Origin of the sequence: Lunatimonas salinarum (genome assembly GCF_017811155.1) — a bacterium.
Classification (GTDB): domain Bacteria; phylum Bacteroidota; class Bacteroidia; order Cytophagales; family Cyclobacteriaceae; genus Lunatimonas; species Lunatimonas salinarum.
Genome location: NZ_JACVCV010000004.1, coordinates 205,155 through 222,367, shown reverse-complemented (window position 1 = coordinate 222,367; position 17,213 = coordinate 205,155). Strand labels below are relative to the sequence as shown.

Sequence of the window (17,213 nt, the reverse complement as noted above, 5' to 3'; positions counted from 1 at the left end):
ATGGTATTGGAAACTTTCACATTAAACTCGGCAATATGGGATAAAACTCTACGTTATTAAAAAGTCAAATTTATGAGTAAGAGGGTAGGACCTAAAGACAGCGAACTTATCGCCCAGTATAGAAATGGCAGCGAAGTTGCCTTTGAGCAGTTGGTAGATAGGTACAAGTCCAGAGTTTATTCGACTATTTTGATGATAGTCAAAGACCAAGGAGTGGCAGAAGACCTTTTGCAGGATGTATTTGTAAAGGTAGTGCAGACACTCAACTCAGATAAATATAACGAAGAGGGCAAATTCCAGCCGTGGCTGATGCGCATAGGACACAATTTGGCCATAGATCACTTTAGGAGGATGAAGCGGTATCCATCCGTTGTCATGGAAGATGGTTCCAACGTGTTTAACACGCTAAACTTCGCAGAAGAGAACGTGGAAGACCTGAAGGTAAAGGACGAGACCTACGAGATGATACGGATGTTAGTAGAAGAGCTTCCGGAAAATCAGCGACAGGTGTTGATCATGCGGCATTATATGGACCTTAGCTTTCAAGAAATCGCAGAACAAACCGGGGTGAGTATCAATACCGCCTTGGGGCGTATGCGCTATGCTTTGATCAACCTTAGGAAGAAACTTAAACATATCAATATAGCCTATGACAAAATCTTTTACCCAAAATGATCTGATAAGGTACATTTATCAGGAAATGTCAGCAAGTGAAAGTGGGGAGTTCGTTCAGGCACTTCAACTAAATCCGGTTTTAATGCAGGAGTATCTGGATTTGTTGGGTTCCTTGGAACATCTCGACCATCTTTTTAAGGAGCCCTCCGAGCGGGTAGTTGGCCAAATCAAACGAATGGCACGGTCCTCCAAAGGATTGGAAAAAGTATAAAAATTATATCTGCTAACGCATTCGACCTGTTAACTTTGATGCAGAAAAGTTAACAGGTTTTTTTATTCCTATACCGCATGGCCGGTATGCCTCGTATCCTTGTATTAAAATAGGAGTGTTATGTTGAAGAAAGAGCGATTCAAAGCGTTTGTAGATCATTTTGCCTTGCAAATGCCGGTAGCGGAAACGGAACTTGCCTACGAAAATCCCTATCAGTTGTTGGTAGCGGTGATACTTAGTGCCCAATGTACCGATAAGCGAATCAATATGGTCACACCTGCGCTTTTTAGGGATTTTCCCACACCGGAGCTTTTGGCGGCTACTACATTCGACGAACTGTTTCACTATATCCGATCTGTGTCCTACCCCAATAATAAGACAAAGCACCTGATTGGCATGGCGAACATGTTGGTGAACGATTTTGGAGGGGAGGTGCCATCCACTGTGAACGAGTTAGTAAAACTTCCCGGGGTTGGTAGAAAAACGGCCAATGTAATTACCAGTGTGGTATGGAATCAGCCCAACATGGCCGTGGATACGCACGTATTCAGGGTGTCAAAGCGATTGGGTCTTGTAACCCAAAATGCCAAGACACCCTTGGAGGTGGAAAAGCAGCTGATACGGCATCTGCCCAAGGAGGTTATTCATAAGGCCCATCATTGGCTGATTTTACACGGTAGGTACACCTGCCTCGCAAGAACACCGAAGTGCGATACGTGCTCGATCACCCACCTGTGTCGGTATTTCGAAAGGAATAAGATTCAGGCGGCAAAAATGGAAGGGCTACCTCCGGCTCCCAAGAAGAGTTAGGCCATGTGCGGGATCAATCTGCTGTTAAATCTCCCCGAGGGCCTTTCAGCGCAAGCGATCGTCGCTATGATGGAAGCGACCTCACACCGTGGCCCGGACGCCTCTAATTACACGGCAGTTGCTCCGGGCACCTTCCTGGCAGCAAACCGGCTAAAGATCTCGGGGATGGAGGATGCCGCCAATCAGCCTCTTTTCACAGCAGACCAGCAGCAAGTCCTCGCATGGAACGGGGCTCTTTACAACTTTGGAGATCTGCGAAACCGCCTGCTACGTCGGGGAGTGGTGATGCGTGGAGGCTCCGATTCGGAGGTTCTGCTGCATTGGCTCACCCTATTTGGAGAAGAAGGGGTTCGGGATTTGCAAGGGATGTTTTCCCTTGTTTTTGTAGACCGTAGCAAAGAAAAGGTGCTGATAGCAAGGGACCTGACTGGACAGAAACCCCTGTATTTCTCCCAATCCAATGGAGGCTGGCTATTTTCCTCAGAAATCCGGGGCATCTTGGCCAGTGGTTTGGTGCCAAAGCGCTTGGATCGGTCTCAATTTATGCCCTACTTTTACTTGCGGCATACATTGCCGAGCAAAACCTTTTTTGAACAAATTCGTCAATTTCCGGCGGGAAAGGTCTTGGTTTTGGGGTACAATGGGCGGGAAAGGGCTTCCTTTTGGCTTTCTATCAAAGGTGGTGCAGGAATGCGTACGAATATAGCGCGTTTTGAGGAGTTGTTGACAGATTCGGTCATGACCCACTTTCATGCTGAGGTGCCGGTTGGGATCATTCTGAGTGGCGGGGCAGATAGCACGCTGCTGTATCAGCTTTGGTATAACGAGACCGGCATACCTTTGAGAAGTTATACGGTCGCTTTTGAGGGGCGGTACGAACGGGAATTTTCAGACGCAGTCTATGCGAGGCAGGTAGCTGCTTCCTTTCGGGGTGAGCATCGAGAAATAAAGGTATCGCCAAAAATGTTTTTGGAACATTGGGAGCCTTACTGTAAGGGATTGGATCAACCTGTCGGAGATAGCGCAGGTTTTCTTACTTGGATGATCGCCAAGGAAGCTCGCCGTGATGTCAAAGTGTTGGTAAGCGGAGCCGGTGCAGATGAACTCTTGGGCGGTTATAACCGGCACAAGGCCTTTTTGAACTACCTGAACTATTCGCCCGCGTTGAATAAGATAAGATGGATGAACCGATTGCCCTTGCTTCCAGCTCCCTACCGGAAGTATTTATCGGGGATAGCTCAAGACCCCATGGAAACTTATTGTCACCTAGCCGCCCTCGAGCGCCTTCCGAGAGACTTGTTGGAGTATTTGAAGGGACATACTTCAAATGAAGGAGTGGGTCTCAAGGCTGCTTTGAGCTACGATAGGAAGCTTTACTTGATAGAAGACGTATTGAAAGTATTGGATAATTCTTGCATGGCTTTTGGGATAGAAGGGCGATCACCCTATCTGGACTATCCGATTCTTGCCATGTTTGACGAACTTTCCGAAGCAGCGCAACAGGCCTTGATTGGAAAGAAGTGGGTCAAGGAGCTGTTGACGTCAAAGGGACAGGAAGCCGTCGCTAAAAGGAGTAAACTCGGTTTTGGGCTTCCCATCCTTGGATGGTATAAGCATGATGGGGCTTTCAGAAGCAGTGTTTTAGACACCCTTTCCAGATTTGATACGGATTTTGGTGCAGATCTTCCGCCTGAAATGCGTAAATTGACCCAAAGCGTAAATAGGGAAATGGAAAGGCGTTATTTGCAGGTTTGGAATTTGTATTTGCTTGCCTCTTGGATTTACCGTCACGGATCATGAATATTGTTTATATACATCAGTATTTTGTCACTCCTCGGGAAGGTGGTGCCGTCAGATCCTATCACCTTGCAAAAGGGTTGGTGGAGGAGGGGGCACAGGTAGACCTGATTACCACCCACAATCAGGCCCGCTACGATATTCAGCTGATCGATGGTATCCGAGTACATTACCTTCCGGTGGGGTATAGAAATGAATTTTCTTTTTATAGGAGGCTTAGGGCCTTTCTTGCATTCGTGAGGCAAGCCAAGCGGTTGCTGAAGAGACTAAATAGACCCGATTTATTGTATATTACCTCTACACCGTTGACCACTGGATTGATAGGATTGTGGGCAAAGCGACGTTTGGCGGTCCCTTATTTTTTTGAGGTGAGGGATTTGTGGCCGGAGGCACCTATACAGCTGGGACTGATCAAAAATTTGCTTCTGAAGTCCTTTGTGTATCGCATGGAGCGCCGTATATATGAGGAAGCAATGCACCTCGTAGCCCTTTCCCCGGGAATCCGTGATGCGATCGTAAGGACTTGCCCCGGCAAGCCGGTTTCCTGCATTCCAAATTTTGCGGATACCGTATTTTTCCAACCTCCTGATGACAGATTATCGAAGCATTCAGGCAGCTACTCCCTCCAAGAGCCCCTGACGATTTCGTATGTGGGAGCTATAGGAGCGGTAAATGGGTTAGGCGCATTTTTGGACTTGGCGAATGAAGCGCAAAAGGCAGGGAAGAATTGGCGTTTTGTGCTAATGGGCAAGGGGGGCTCTCTGCTTCGTCTCAAAGAAATGGCCAGTTCCAGAAGTTTGGCCAACGTGGTGTTTCGTCCATTTGGTAACAAAAGAGAGGTGCGGGATCAATTGGCAAAGAGCGATTTTGCCTATTTGTCCTTTCTTCCTTTGCCGGTATTGGAATCTTCCAGTCCCAATAAGTTTTTTGATGCGTTGGCCATGGGGGTTCCGGTAATTATCAACTTTAAGGGTTGGATAGCGGATCTGGTGAAAAAACACGATATTGGTGTCCTTCAAGGGCATTCGTTGAATCGGACATTGCAAAAGATCGAATCGTTCCATCGGGAATCTGCCAAGTGGAACGGAGCAAGTAACCGTGCAAGGAGACTTGCAGAAAAGCAGTTTACCAAAGAAAAGGCAGTCTCATCGCTGTGTAAACTTCTGTTACAAACGGACAGTTCTGAAAAAGGGGCTAACGCGGCCTATAACCGGATAGCCTGAAGATTTCCCTCGCATTGTCTTGGTTCATGAGTTCAGGCAGCGTCAGTACGTTGTTTTCCCGGTAATCATCCACTATATTCCACCCCATCCACCTTCCGATTCTTCCGGGGGCATCTAGGCTGATTTCATCGGTAAAAGGGGCCTCACCGGTGTATTTTCGGATTTCAAAAGGGTTCGTTTCGTAGAAAAGCTCATTTTCTATGAAGTGCGCGTAGATCATCTCCTCGTTGCTGTAGCAGGCGATAATGTCCTCAGGGGTATATCCGATGATAAACTCATCGGGCGTGCAAGGCATTACCTGTTTTGTGAAGTGATACGATTTCCCATAGAAGATCATCTCGGCCAATAGCGTGTTGTCTTGTAGGTCTGTTTTATTAAACCAAGAAGAGATGGCTGTGATCACTGTGGGCACCAAATGGTCTTTGTCATACCTCCTGGTAATGTATTGGGGCAAATCCACGGGCTGAAAACGGTGATCATTGGGCAGAAAGTAATCTAAGCTGATAACCAACATGTCCTGGGTTAGAAATAGGTCGTTGGTGAAACCACTGACATAGGTGTAAATGACCGGTGGTTCAAATTCGGGATAATAATACTTGATTCGTTTGAAGGCATCCAAGAATGCATTTTCCAGTTCGCGCAAATCGGGATAATGTAACAAAACCTCACCATACAGTTCCTGCATGCCCGGGTCACGGTGCAGAGATACGATTTCGTCTACAAATGCTCCCCGGTCTTCAAATTCACCCTCCAAAAGGTATTGTTCTGCAAAATCCGGATAGCGGTCAATGGCATCTTGAATGGTTTCACGGCTTACCTTGTCAAAAAAGACGTTCTCCAACCTGGTAATGCGAATTTCCATGGGAATGGCTTCGATTTCTGCCGGTAAGGTGCAGGGATCTGAAGACTTTCCACAACCAATTACAATTGGAAAATAGAGGATTAAGAGGACCCTAGGAAATGGCATGTTACAAAGATAAGTATTTACCGCTAAACAAAGTAGATGATTGCGCCCTTATCATCCTACGATAACAATCACTATGCCAAGTAAATTAACGGAGAGGCAATGGGCTACCAAGAGGTGTTTATTCCAAGAAGCCCTTTACCGTGTTTGTTGATTGATTTATTGTCTATACATTCATTTTTACTTACAAAAAGAAGCAATTGGTTTATTTTTGTTTAACAAATATCAAAAACCTTTAAACTAAACATCGATTAGGGCGTTCTTTAGGGGACTTTATTAATTTCACTAAACCGATAAATATTATGGAAAATTTGAAAAAAAACTATCATCGATTTTTCGTCTGGTTAGCAGCCTTTGGGATGCTGGCGTTTGCGGCATGTTCTGACGAAGACAATGATCCGATGCCGCCTGCCGAGCAAAACATTGTGCAGGTAGCGCAAGGTGCTTCGCAGTTTTCGACTTTGGTGGCTGCTGTGCAGCGTGCTGGTCTGGTAGATGCCCTATCTGCCGCTGGTCCTTTTACCGTATTTGCTCCAACAAACCAAGCCTTTATTGACGCTGGTGTGACCGATATCACTGCCATACCTGTTGAGCAACTAAGGGATATTCTACTATATCACGTTGTCTCTGGAAGGGTCATGTCAAATCAAGTATCTACCGGATCTGTACCCACTCTTTTGGAAGGGGAAAGCCTAGCCTTTACGGTTAGTGGTGGTACAATCACCATTAATGACGGAGTAGGAGTCATATCTGCAGATGTGCCTGCTTCAAATGGGGTGATTCACGGAATTAATTCTGTCCTTATGCCGCCCGCTGAAGAGGAAGAGACGAATACTATTGCGGACATTGTTACTGGAAATGAAAACTTCTCCACGTTACTGGCGGCAGTCGTACAGGCTAATCTTGCGGAGGTATTGGCTTCTGCTGAAGGGGAGTACACCGTATTTGCCCCAACCGATGCAGCCTTCGCCCGGTTTCTGGAAGACAACAATTTGACTGCTGAACAGCTTCTTGCTTCCGAAAACTTGGTTGATATCCTTTCTTATCACGTAGTTGCCGGTTCTGTACCATCATCTGCGGTCGCTGCGGGAAGTGTGCCTTCATTGAACGAGACCCCATTCTTTGTGAGTGTCGATCCAGAAGATGGCATTTGGCTAAACGGATCAGCCAAGGTAGAAACGCCAGATATCATGGCAGATAACGGAATCATCCACGTAATCGACTACGTAATCACGCCTCCCACCCAATCGATCGCTGAGATCGCAGTTGGTTTCACTACCGCCGAAAATCCAGAGTTTACCCAGTTGGTAGGCGCATTGGCTAGGGCAGAGTTGGTAGAAGCTGTGAGCGGTGGCATTGATGATAACTTGACGGTATTTGCTCCAACCGACGCAGCCTTTGCGGCCTTGTATGAAGCGTTGGGTGTTGAAGGATTTGCCGATATCGATATCGATGTGCTTACGGCGGTGCTTACCTACCACGTAGTACCTGCAAGGGCGTTCTCTCAGGATTTGAGAGAAGGGGCTGAATTGCCTACATTGAGTGGCGATAACGTACTGACGGTCAATCTCGCTGATTTGGAGATCAATGACTCAGGCTTGGTACCAACGTTGCTGAACGTACATGCAACGAATGGAGTAATCCACGTTATCGACCAAGTGATTGTTCCACCACTTCCTTAATCATAATTTATCAGGTTAGTTAGTGCTAGGGAGGTTTTCGAAAGAAGACCTCCCTTCTTGGTTTAGGGTCGTTTATATTTTATAACGGTTAATTGACCCATAAAAGAATGTAATAATTATCTTTACAGCGTTTTAGGTTGGGGCAAAAGATTTGATTCATCTCAAATCAGAAGGATATGGTGTTTGGCAAGGTGAGGCTGTGGCCTTACGGTATTTAACCAGTGTTAGGGAAAGTATTATATGGGTGTTCAATTATTTTTAAGGAAACGGATTATTTATGTTGGGCTGATATTTTTTTCGGCGGTCTTTGTTTGCGTTGTTATTCCGGCAGCCTCTCAGTCATTGCAGGATATTTCATCATTAAAGGTGGATGACCTTACCGATGAACAACTTCAGATATTGGTTCGAAGGGCGGAGGAGGCCGGTCTGACAGAATCGGAGTTGGTGATGATGGCACAAGCCCGGGGCGTACCCCAGTCAGAAATCAACAAGCTCCGCAATCGCTTGGAAAATATGGATCTTTCCATTACCATGGGAGGTCCTAGGAATTTGGGATCCAAGCGACAACCCCGGCGTCAGACAAACCTGAACGCCATCACTCAAGGGGTAATCAATTTTCAAGAAGAGCCGGCAGCAGGTCTTGAGGAAGTGGAGCCTTTTTTTGGCTTGGACTTGTTCTATAGTAAAAACAGACGTCTTTCCTTTGAGCCCAATTACAACCTGGCTACTCCCCAAGGCTATGTGATCGGTCCTGGTGATGTGATCTACATAGACATCTATGGGCAATCGGAAAAGTATTTGGAGGGGATGGTTACGCCGGAAGGTTCGTTGATTTTAGACAACGTGGGGCCAATCGGCGTTTCCGGAAAGACGGTTGAAGAAGCTACTGCGCTGATAAAAAGCCGACTTTCCCGCTTTTATACCGGTTTGGGCGGATCCACGCCAAACACCTTTCTTCAAGTTAGTTTGGGGAATTTACGAACTATACAGGTGCATTTGGTCGGAGAGTTGCGGCTGCCAGGTACCTTCACACTCAGTTCGTTGAGTACAGTATTCAATGCCTTATACGCAGCTGGAGGTCCCAATGTGAATGGCTCCATGCGGAGTATCAAGGTGATTCGCAATGATCGTCAGATTGCTGAAATAGACGTATATGAGTTTTTGACAGAGGGGAAAGCGGATATCAACCTGCGACTGCAAGATCAAGATATCATCTTGGTTCAGCCGTTTTTGGGCAGAGTACGTGTACAGGGAGAAGTAAAGCGACCCATGATTTTCGAGGTGAAAGAGGGAGAAACCTTTCAGGATGTGCTGACGTACTCGGGTGGGTTTACCGATGAAGCATTCCGGGATAGAATCAGCGTTTCAAGAACTACCGGCAAGGAGCGGGCAGTTTCCGATATCTTTTATAATCAGTTTTCAATTTTTGACGTAAAGGGGGGAGATACTTATACCATCGGTAGGGTCTTGGATCGATATTCGAATCGGGTTCAGATAAAGGGAGCGGTTTTCCGTGAGGGAAATTACGCTTTATCAGCCGGGCTTACACTCAAGGGGCTGATCGATCACGCCGACGGATTACGGGGTGAAGCTTATTTAGATCGCGCGAGTATTTTAAGAACCAATGAGGACCTAACCACCGAGATTGTGACGGTAAACCTGCGGGATTTATTGGAGGGAAGGATCCCTGATATCGCCTTACAGCGGGAGGATGTGGTTCGAGTTTCAAGTATATATGACCTGCAGGAGGAAGTCTACGTGCAGGTGACCGGGGAGGTAAGGAACCCTGGTACCTATCCCTTCTCCCAACAAATGACGGTAGAGGATCTGATTGTGCAGGCCGGCGGACTACGAGAGTCGGCCAGTACGCAGGATGTGGAGATTGCTCGGCGCGCGATAGATCCCGTGGAAGGCGTATTTTCCACCCTGATTCCGGTTACGATTACCCGGGATTTGGTTTCGGGCGGAACATCGCAGATACTGGAGCCTTTTGATAATTTGGTGATTAGGCGAAAGCCGAATTTCAGCTTGGAAAAAATGGTCTATGTGGAGGGGCAGGTGAATTCACCCGGTACCTTCGTTGTGCGCTCTGCCCAAGAGCGCATCTCTGACGTTATTCAGCGCGCAGGTGGGCTTACCTCTTTTGCCTATGCCAAAGGGGCTACGCTGATACGGCGCACAGAATATTTTGATACCGAGTCCGAACAGCTCCGGAGGAAGAAAAATTTGATAGACCTACAGGCTAAGTTACAATATGACCCCAATGACACCGAGGCACAGGATGCCCTTCTCCAACGCCTATTCAAAGACTTGGATGTGAGTGAGGCAGGTCGGGATGCCGCAGAGAGCGCAGCCGTATCGGACATCAAGCGTGAGACCGTGGCTGGCATTGCAGAAAGCAAGGGGGACTTTGGTCAGGTAAAAATACGGGAAACTGAGGCAGTAGCGATCGATCTGGAGAAAATCCTTCAAAATCCGGGTTCGGCTTTTGACTTGATTCTCGAGGAGGGAGATATCATTTCCATTCCAAGACAGCTACAAACAGTAAGGTTAAGGGGGGATGTGGTTTACCCAACCACCGTACGATATGAAAAGGAAACCGGTATAAAATATTATATCAACAGAGCGGGAGGCTTTGATATTCGGGCAAATCGCAAGCGTACCTACGTCGTATACGCAAATGGTGAAGTATCCAGAACGAAGAATTTTTTTGGATTGAGGGTATATCCTGCCATTGAGCCGGGGGCTGAGGTCTTCGTTCCTACGAAAGGACCTCGAATTCCGATCAGACCGGGTGAGCTGGTAGGGCTCACGACCGGTTTGGCTACCTTGGTACTTATCATCTCACAGATAAACCGGTAATCGCCATGTCGGAAAAGCATATATTGGATGATAAGCTTACGCTCAAGGAACTGGTGCTTCGCATGCGATGGTGGATAAGTTATTTTTGGGAAAAATGGCGTACCATTGCTGTTTGGGCTGTAGTGGGATTTGTACTGGGAGGAATGGTTTCGGTGTTGAAAAAGCCAGTGTACTTAGCAGCAACCTCTTTTGTGCTCGAAGAGGCAGATAATGGGGGCTTGGGACAGATGTCCGGTTTGGCATCCTTGGTGGGTGTCAATTTGGGTTCGCTTGGGGGATCCAGTGGGTTGTTTCAAGGCGATAACATCATTGAGTTGTATCGGTCGAATAATATGATCGGCAAAACACTGCTCAGTCCTTTTGACCAAGAAAAATTGCTCATCGAACGGTATATCGCTTTCAACGAGCTGGATCAGAAATGGAGAAAGGCCGTGGATCTCTCTGCGCTTGACTTCCGTAAATCACGGGAGGATTTTTCGGTTACCCAGGATTCTGTGATGCGGGAAGTTTCGCGGTTGATTCGGGAAAACCATCTTTCGGTTAGCAAACCTGATAGAAAGCTATCCATCATACAGGTGAACATTTCGTCGAAGGACGAAGCTTTTGCCAAAGTCTTTAACGAAACCTTGGTAGAAAATGTCAATAATTTCTATTTTGAAACCAAGACAAAGAAGACCTCGGAGAACCTGAACATTCTTCAGGTGCAGGCCGATTCGGTGAGGCGGATTTTGGACAGAAACCTAGAGGAACTCGCGGCGCTTTCTGACCGGACGCCCAGCCCCAATCCCCTCCTGCAGGCGGGTAATATTGCTGTACGAAAGAAGCAAATAGATGTACAATCCTCTTCGGCCATTTATGCAGAGATCGTCAAGAACTTGGAGATAGCCAAGGTAAACCAACGAAACAATACACCTCTTATTCAAATAATCGATGGGCCGAGGTATCCACTCGATCGATTTGATATTAGTCTTTTGAAGGGCGTTGTGCTGGGAGCGTTTTTTGCCGTTTTTTTGGGAATCATTATATTGTATTTGCGGGAGGTATATCGTCGCGATTATGCAAGCTGACCTGCCATACAGTGATTTTTGATATGATTCAAAAGATCAAAGGTGTTGATTTTTACGGGCTGTTTAGAAGCCGATCCCTACAAAATTTCATTTTTCTAAGCGTGATTCAGATCTCCAATATTCTGATCACGGTGTTTTCCATGCCGCTTTTGATCACATCCATCGGAGTGGATCAGTTTGGTTTGGTAAGTTTGGCCTTTTCGGTGATGGTTATTGCAAATATCTTTGTGAGCTTTGGTTTTAATCTCAGCGGGCCTCGGGCGGTAGCCTTAAATCAACAGAATCCTAAAAGGTTGTCTTTTTTGATTTCCCACATCCTAGGGGGCAAGGTTTTGATGGCTGCGGTTGCCACCGGTACAATTCTCCTGTTGATAGTGGGTTTTAATCTGTTTCGGGATTACCAAGCAATCTTGGCCTTATCGGTGCTGTTGCTTTTTTCAGAGGCCACGCTTCCGCTTTGGTTTTTTCAGGGGTTGGAGAAAATGAAGCTTATTTCTGTGGCCAATGTCATCAGCAAGCTCTTATACCTGAGCGGAATTCTATTGTTTATTCATAGTCCAGCTCAGGCCAAATGGGTGAATTTTCTACTGGGGGGGTGCAGTCTTTTTGTAAATCTATTGGTGCTGGGGTATGTGCGATGGCGATTGGGCGTGGTGTTTTTACCGCCCCGTATCTGGCGTATCCTGCGTTCTCTCCGGTCAAACGTCCACTATTTCCTGAGTAATCTGACCTCTTACCTGACCTTTAATGGAGGATTGGTGATATTGAGCTTTTTTGCTTCCTCCCAAACGCTCGGTATGTACAGCCTGGCGGAAAAAATCGTGATGGTAATTCGCCTTTTTCCCTCCATTCTAACCCAATCCGTGTACCCCAATGCCGCCAAGCTTTTTGTCACTCAACCGGATAGGTTCATTCCGTTTTTGAGAAGGGCCTACCTGGGGGGGCTGATTCTATCTCTCAGCTTCTCTGTGGCAACTTACTTCGCCGCACCCTTTATCATTCAGTTTTTAGCCAAAAGTATGCTGGCAGATTCGGTGTTCTACCTGCGGTTGCTTTCGTTGATCCCATTTCTGGCTAGCCTCAATATGGTTAATGTACTGTTTTTTTTGGTTACGAATCAGCAGCAGCAGCTGTTCCGGATTTCGGCATGGATGTGCGCTTTCATGGTGACTGCGGCCACGTTGCTTACTTACAGGTTTGGCGTACCGGGAATCTGTACTGCACTATTGGCTACAGAGCTCCTGCATTTTATCAGCTTTTCGGCACTGGTTGCAAGAAAAAATCCGGATCTTTGGCGTCGCTTTTACCTATTCGCCTGAAATGAGTTTAGCAGAAAATTCCGTATTTCCTTCGGTGGCCCTCGTAGTGGTCAATTGGAATACCTATGGGTATACCAAAAGCTGTTTGGATCAAGCGGCCAAGCTTACCTATCCCAATTTTGAGGTGCTTTTGGTAGATAATGGATCCACAGATGGTAGTGGACAGCGACTCAATGCGGAATACCCACACATTACCTTTCTGCCAAATAAGCGCAATATGGGCTTCACTGGTGGGAACAACCGGGGAATTGAAGTCGCGCTGGACAGGGGCTTTAGGTACGTCTTTTTGTTGAATAACGATACCTACTTTGACGCTGGATTTTTGGATCCTCTCGTGGCGTATTTGGAAGCAAATCCATCTACCGGGGCGGTGCAGCCCTTGATCTATGAGGCAAATGGATCGAAGGGGGTATGGCACGCAGGAGGCATGTTTAATCGGCTTACCGGAAAGACCACGAGTATCAAGCGGACGGTAAACCTCCAAGTTCCCTATGCATCCAGTTGGTTGACGGGCTGTGCGTTCTTGGTAAGAGCTGGGGTTATCCGGCAGGTTGGTACGCTGCGGCATGCCTATTTCGCCTATTTTGAAGATGTGGATTGGTCGTTTCGGATCACCAAGGTGGGTTTTGACCTGAAGATTGTCCCGCAGGCTGTTTTACATCACGAGGTAAGTGCGTCTACCAAGTCAAAGACGAAACAAAAAGAGGGTTTTTTAAGCCCAGCGGCACATTATTTAAATGTAAGAAATCAGTTTTTGCTCCTAAAAGCAGAACCGATCGGTATGGTGAAGGCGATGGCTTGGCCTTACCAGTTAGCTAAGGCACTGGCAGTACTTGGGTATTTTGTGGTACGTCTTCGATTGAAAAAGCTACGAGCGGCGGCGGCCGGGTTGAGGGACGGTATGAAAGATCATCCTGAATCAGGAATTTCTCCGGATATTTCATGCTATTTGTAATCGTTGTTATCGGCACCGTTTTGTTGGCGGGGATTACCCTGCGGAAGATCCTACTTAAGGGTCAATGGGAATTTGTGGTTTTTTTCGCAGCGCTTTTTTTCCCCTTTTACATCACCATCTTAAGCATCGTATATACCGCCACGAAGTCTTCCCTGTTGCTAACCGCATTTCAGACATTAAAGGAACTGGTAATCGCCCTGGCGCTGCTTGGCTTTGTTGTTTTCCAGCGAAATCTTTCCAAGTATCCCTTCCGATTGATTACGTTGGATTGGCTGTTTATCGGCTTTTATGCCTTCACATTATTTTTTCTCGTATTGCCAATTGGAGAGGCCGAGTTGATCAATAAGGTGCTCTATTTTAAGAATATCGTCTTGATGGGGGTCTTTTATTTTTTTGGTCGAAACACGCGGTTGGGTGATGGAGGCCTCAAGCAGTTATTTCATGTCATGTTGGGGATTGCGCTGCTTGCGCTGGGAGTAAATTTGGTGGAGTTTGCGTTGGATACCCACTTTCAACAGTTCACGGGCTATGCCCTGTTCAATGAACAGGTAAACGAAATCGATCCCAGGGGGAACTATGGACTTACTTGGACCTTTGAGACCCAGACCATGTCTAAGCGCTTCGCTTCGTTTTTTGCCGATCCGCTGGAGTTGGCGATTTCATCCTTGATGTTATTTTCCATTGCCCTGATTATGTACCTGACTACACCGAGGGAGCGCGCTTATCCGTATTTGTTTCTGGTAGGGGTTACCTTGGCAACGCTGATGTTTTCCTCGTCGCGTTCGTCTTTAGCAGCCCTGCTGGTATTGGCACTTTATATTGCTTTTGTGTTCAAGCTTTACAAGGTGCTGGTTTTTACGGGCCTTTTTGTGGCTTTGTTTGTTTTGCATTTCTTTTTTCTGGCATCAGAAGATTTTCAGTACTTCGTCATCGATACCATCACCTTTCAGAATACCTCCTCCGTAGGTCACGTCTTGGAGTGGACCGCTGCGCTGGAATCGATGATAGCCAATCCTTTCGGAATTGGGTTAGCTACAAGTGGAAACGTGAGTGCGGTGGATGAAAGCTTGCGCGTGGGAGGAGAAAACCAATTTCTGGTCTTCGGTGTTCAGTTGGGCTGGATTGGCATGGTGATGTATATTCTTATTTTGGGCATCTCTATTGCGTATGCTTATCGGGCTTTTTCTGAACTGAAAAACCTGTATGAGGCGCGGGTGGCATTCGTGGCAACATCTGTTAAATTTGCGATGATCTTCCCCCTGTTCACCTCTAATGCGGAGAAGTTCTTTTTCGTGTCGCTGATTAGTTGGTGGATGGTGGGGTATACCGTCAATGCCATCCACCGGCAACGGCTAAACCGAACCGCTGATGAATAAAATTAGAGTAGGGTACGATGCCCGAGACTTGTTTTTTGCTCAAACGGGCACGAGGACGTTTTCCGAAGAACTGCTTCATGAAATACGGCAGGATCCCGAGGTCGAGTTGGTTTATTTGGCACCGACACAGGCCAATTCCCCAACGGGGATGTTCTCCAAGGCGATGGCCCACCTCTATTTTATTTACTGGAAGGTGGTTACCTTGCCCCGTCTCGCCAGCCGCGCCAATGTCGATTACCTGATCTGTCCGGATTATGTAGCTCCATTCCTTTTTTTGGGAAAGATCAAGACGTTACCGGTCTTTCACGGGTGCAATATTTGGGAGCTGCCCCAAAACTATAATGCTCTTTGGAGGCTGTACTTTCGGTTTTTGGCTAGACTTGGCGAACGCAGCGCGCATCGTGTACTGACTGTCTCGGAATTTTCTAAGGACCGTTTGAGGAAGGTTTTGGGGCTACATCCCGATAGGATCAAGGTCATTCCAATTGGTGCCAAGCGTTTTGGTTCCGATGGGACGATGGCTTTTTATCGCCGTCCGGTAGATGCTGACTACCTCCTACACATTGGAGTTCTCGATAAGCGAAAGAACCTCCCCGCCCTCGTGGAGGCATTTAGCCTGTTGGAGGATACAAGCCTACACTTGGTGTTGGTCGGAGGACGTCCGTCCAAGGTTTTTATGGATGGCTATCCCGAGATTGTCGCCAAGATAAGGGAGCGGGGATTGCAGGACCGGGTGCATCTGGTCGGGTATGTCTCCGATAAGGCGCTGCCCGCCTACTATTCGCATGCCCGTGCATATGTGTTTCCGTCGATCTACGAAGGGTTTGGTATCCCGGTGCTTGAAGCCTACCGGTACGGTCTGCCATTGGCGGCATCTTCCATCTCGTCGCTGCCAGAGGTGGTAGGAGCTGGTGGATTATTGTTTGATCCGGCGGATGTAGGGGCAATGGCGAAGGTTATCGGCCGTCTACTCCGGTTGGATGAGAAAGAGAGCGCTGCGCTTCGGGCAGGTCAACGCGAAGTCTTGAAGCGGTTCAATTGGCCTCATGCCTGGAGGGAAATCAAGGAGGTAATGCATGGGTAGGAAGAAGATACTGGTATTCCATTCTAGCTCGGATCTTTACGGGGCTAGCAATAGCCTGCTACGTTCGTTGGTGGCTTTACAACAGCAGCATTTGGACCCCGTGTTGGTGCTCTCCGAATCGGGGCCTTTGAGTGAGGCGGTCTCCAAGTTGGGGATTCGGGTACATTATATTCGCTTGGGGGTGATCAGGAGAAAATATGTGTCGCTGCCAGGTCTTTTTAATCGCATGTATTTTATAGGAAGGGCTATACTACAGATCAGGAGATTGATCAAAAAGGAAAACTTTGACCTTGCACTTACCAATACCGTCGTCATTTTCGCCGGTGCCATCGCATGTAAGATGAGTGGCCTGCGGCATATTTGGCATGTGCGGGAGACAGTGGTAAGCCCGAAGCCATTAAAGCAGTTTATCATCTGGATGTTGAACCGAACCGGTGACGCAGTGTTTTTTGTGTCACAAGCCTCTAGGGAAAACTACTTGCCCGGCCTCAGGCGGGAAAGAACCCGGGTCATTTACAATGGGATAGACAGTACCGCTTTTTTGAATGTCCATTACGATTTGAAAGCTGAGCTCGGCATTTCGGGGGAAAACCGGGTGGTGCTGATGGTCGGCCGAGTCAGCTATTTGAAGGGGCAGCACTATTTTCTGGAAATGGCAAAGCTCGTATTGGAAAGGAATTCAGCTGTGCACTTTGTGCTGGCTGGGGATGTATATCCCGGTAATGAGGCGATTGTGGATACACTGAAGGCGTATATAGCCCAACATCACATGCAGGCACACGTCACAGACCTTGGATTTAGAACGGATGTATCCCAGATCATGTCGGGGGCCGATATTTTTGTATTACCGAGTATTCTTCCGGATTCCCTGCCGACTACCGTATTGGAAGCCATGGCGGCAGCGAAGCCGGTAGTGGCGACTCGACTAGGGGGTGCACGGGAGATGGTATTGGAAGGTGAAACGGGATTTCTGATACCAAATGATGATGCTGTTTTTGCGGCGCAAGCGCTGCAGACGCTACTGGATGACCCTGCATTGAGGCACCGTATGGGGCAAAGAGGCCGGGAGATCGTGTTGCGAAAATTTTCGCTGGAGGGTTACCTGTCCCAGTTTGGCGGGGCTGTTTCGGAGCAGCTTGCACAGTGATGAACGTACCATACAGGGAATGAGTACAGGGAAACAGGGTA

General features: G+C 47.4%; 14 protein-coding genes. 13 read left to right on the top strand and 1 reads right to left on the bottom strand.

Features of this window, described 5'->3' with window-relative positions; genetic code table 11:
• Positions 1-72: 72 nt before the first annotated feature.
• The 5 genes from IAQ59_RS06525 to IAQ59_RS06505 all read left to right on the top strand — a co-directional run bounded on the left by IAQ59_RS06525 (position 73) and on the right by IAQ59_RS06505 (position 4,716).
• On the top strand, positions 73-675 hold the full coding sequence (locus IAQ59_RS06525) for an RNA polymerase sigma factor (RefSeq protein WP_209329983.1): 603 nt from the start codon (positions 73-75) through the stop codon (positions 673-675).
• Entirely contained in the window at positions 650-886 is a 237-nt protein-coding gene (locus tag IAQ59_RS06520) for a hypothetical protein (RefSeq protein WP_209329982.1), read from the top strand. Before IAQ59_RS06525 ends, IAQ59_RS06520 begins: the two co-directional genes overlap by 26 nt.
• Before the next feature lie 120 nt (positions 887-1,006).
• Complete coding sequence (gene nth, locus IAQ59_RS06515) at positions 1,007-1,696, top strand: endonuclease III (RefSeq protein WP_209329981.1); 690 nt, start codon at positions 1,007-1,009, stop codon at positions 1,694-1,696.
• 3 nt (positions 1,697-1,699) lie between these two features.
• Positions 1,700-3,496, top strand: a complete 1,797-nt coding sequence (asnB, locus tag IAQ59_RS06510; RefSeq protein WP_209329980.1) for an asparagine synthase (glutamine-hydrolyzing) — start codon at positions 1,700-1,702, stop codon at positions 3,494-3,496.
• Positions 3,493-4,716 carry a glycosyltransferase family 4 protein gene (locus IAQ59_RS06505; protein WP_209329979.1) on the top strand — a complete coding sequence of 408 codons (1,224 nt, stop codon included), beginning with the start codon at positions 3,493-3,495 and terminating at the stop codon, positions 4,714-4,716. The genes asnB and IAQ59_RS06505 overlap by 4 nt, the downstream gene beginning before the upstream one ends.
• Here IAQ59_RS06505 and gldB read toward each other — a convergent pair.
• Positions 4,688-5,683, bottom strand: coding sequence for a gliding motility lipoprotein GldB (gene gldB, locus IAQ59_RS06500; protein WP_209329978.1), 996 nt, complete (start codon positions 5,681-5,683; stop codon positions 4,688-4,690). The two genes, IAQ59_RS06505 and gldB, sit on opposite strands and share 29 nt — an antisense overlap.
• A 299-nt stretch (positions 5,684-5,982) precedes the next feature.
• Here gldB and IAQ59_RS06495 point away from each other — a divergent pair, with 299 nt between their 5' ends.
• From IAQ59_RS06495 to IAQ59_RS06460, 8 genes are all read left to right on the top strand, one after another.
• A complete protein-coding gene (locus IAQ59_RS06495; RefSeq protein ID WP_209329977.1) occupies positions 5,983-7,362 on the top strand; it encodes a fasciclin domain-containing protein in 1,380 nt (459 codons plus the stop codon).
• 240 nt (positions 7,363-7,602) lie between these two features.
• Positions 7,603-10,224 carry an SLBB domain-containing protein gene (locus IAQ59_RS06490; protein ID WP_209329976.1) on the top strand — a complete coding sequence of 874 codons (2,622 nt, stop codon included), beginning with the start codon at positions 7,603-7,605 and terminating at the stop codon, positions 10,222-10,224.
• 5 nt (positions 10,225-10,229) lie between these two features.
• Entirely contained in the window at positions 10,230-11,291 is a 1,062-nt protein-coding gene (locus IAQ59_RS06485; RefSeq protein ID WP_209329975.1) for a GumC domain-containing protein, read from the top strand.
• A 23-nt stretch (positions 11,292-11,314) separates the two neighbouring features.
• Positions 11,315-12,610 carry an oligosaccharide flippase family protein gene (locus tag IAQ59_RS06480; protein ID WP_209329974.1) on the top strand — a complete coding sequence of 432 codons (1,296 nt, stop codon included), beginning with the start codon at positions 11,315-11,317 and terminating at the stop codon, positions 12,608-12,610.
• A 1-nt stretch (position 12,611) separates the two neighbouring features.
• Entirely contained in the window at positions 12,612-13,565 is a 954-nt protein-coding gene (locus IAQ59_RS06475) for a glycosyltransferase family 2 protein (RefSeq protein ID WP_209329973.1), read from the top strand.
• A complete protein-coding gene (locus IAQ59_RS06470) occupies positions 13,553-14,941 on the top strand; it encodes an O-antigen ligase family protein (protein ID WP_209329972.1) in 1,389 nt (462 codons plus the stop codon). Before IAQ59_RS06475 ends, IAQ59_RS06470 begins: the two co-directional genes overlap by 13 nt.
• A complete protein-coding gene (locus IAQ59_RS06465; RefSeq protein ID WP_209329971.1) occupies positions 14,934-16,025 on the top strand; it encodes a glycosyltransferase family 4 protein in 1,092 nt (363 codons plus the stop codon). The genes IAQ59_RS06470 and IAQ59_RS06465 overlap by 8 nt, the downstream gene beginning before the upstream one ends.
• On the top strand, positions 16,018-17,172 hold the full coding sequence (locus tag IAQ59_RS06460) for a glycosyltransferase (protein WP_209329970.1): 1,155 nt from the start codon (positions 16,018-16,020) through the stop codon (positions 17,170-17,172). The genes IAQ59_RS06465 and IAQ59_RS06460 overlap by 8 nt, the downstream gene beginning before the upstream one ends.
• Positions 17,173-17,213 lie beyond the last annotated feature (41 nt).

Coding starts and splice junctions, on each gene's coding strand:
- IAQ59_RS06525 (WP_209329983.1), top strand. CDS start 73: ATGAGTAAGAGGGTAGGACCTAAAGACAGCGAACTTATCGCCCAGTAT.
- IAQ59_RS06520 (WP_209329982.1), top strand. CDS start 650: ATGACAAAATCTTTTACCCAAAATGATCTGATAAGGTACATTTATCAG.
- nth (WP_209329981.1), top strand. CDS start 1,007: ATGTTGAAGAAAGAGCGATTCAAAGCGTTTGTAGATCATTTTGCCTTG.
- asnB (WP_209329980.1), top strand. CDS start 1,700: ATGTGCGGGATCAATCTGCTGTTAAATCTCCCCGAGGGCCTTTCAGCG.
- IAQ59_RS06505 (WP_209329979.1), top strand. CDS start 3,493: ATGAATATTGTTTATATACATCAGTATTTTGTCACTCCTCGGGAAGGT.
- gldB (WP_209329978.1), bottom strand. CDS start 5,683: ATGCCATTTCCTAGGGTCCTCTTAATCCTCTATTTTCCAATTGTAATT.
- IAQ59_RS06495 (WP_209329977.1), top strand. CDS start 5,983: ATGGAAAATTTGAAAAAAAACTATCATCGATTTTTCGTCTGGTTAGCA.
- IAQ59_RS06490 (WP_209329976.1), top strand. CDS start 7,603: ATGGGTGTTCAATTATTTTTAAGGAAACGGATTATTTATGTTGGGCTG.
- IAQ59_RS06485 (WP_209329975.1), top strand. CDS start 10,230: ATGTCGGAAAAGCATATATTGGATGATAAGCTTACGCTCAAGGAACTG.
- IAQ59_RS06480 (WP_209329974.1), top strand. CDS start 11,315: ATGATTCAAAAGATCAAAGGTGTTGATTTTTACGGGCTGTTTAGAAGC.
- IAQ59_RS06475 (WP_209329973.1), top strand. CDS start 12,612: ATGAGTTTAGCAGAAAATTCCGTATTTCCTTCGGTGGCCCTCGTAGTG.
- IAQ59_RS06470 (WP_209329972.1), top strand. CDS start 13,553: ATGCTATTTGTAATCGTTGTTATCGGCACCGTTTTGTTGGCGGGGATT.
- IAQ59_RS06465 (WP_209329971.1), top strand. CDS start 14,934: ATGAATAAAATTAGAGTAGGGTACGATGCCCGAGACTTGTTTTTTGCT.
- IAQ59_RS06460 (WP_209329970.1), top strand. CDS start 16,018: ATGGGTAGGAAGAAGATACTGGTATTCCATTCTAGCTCGGATCTTTAC.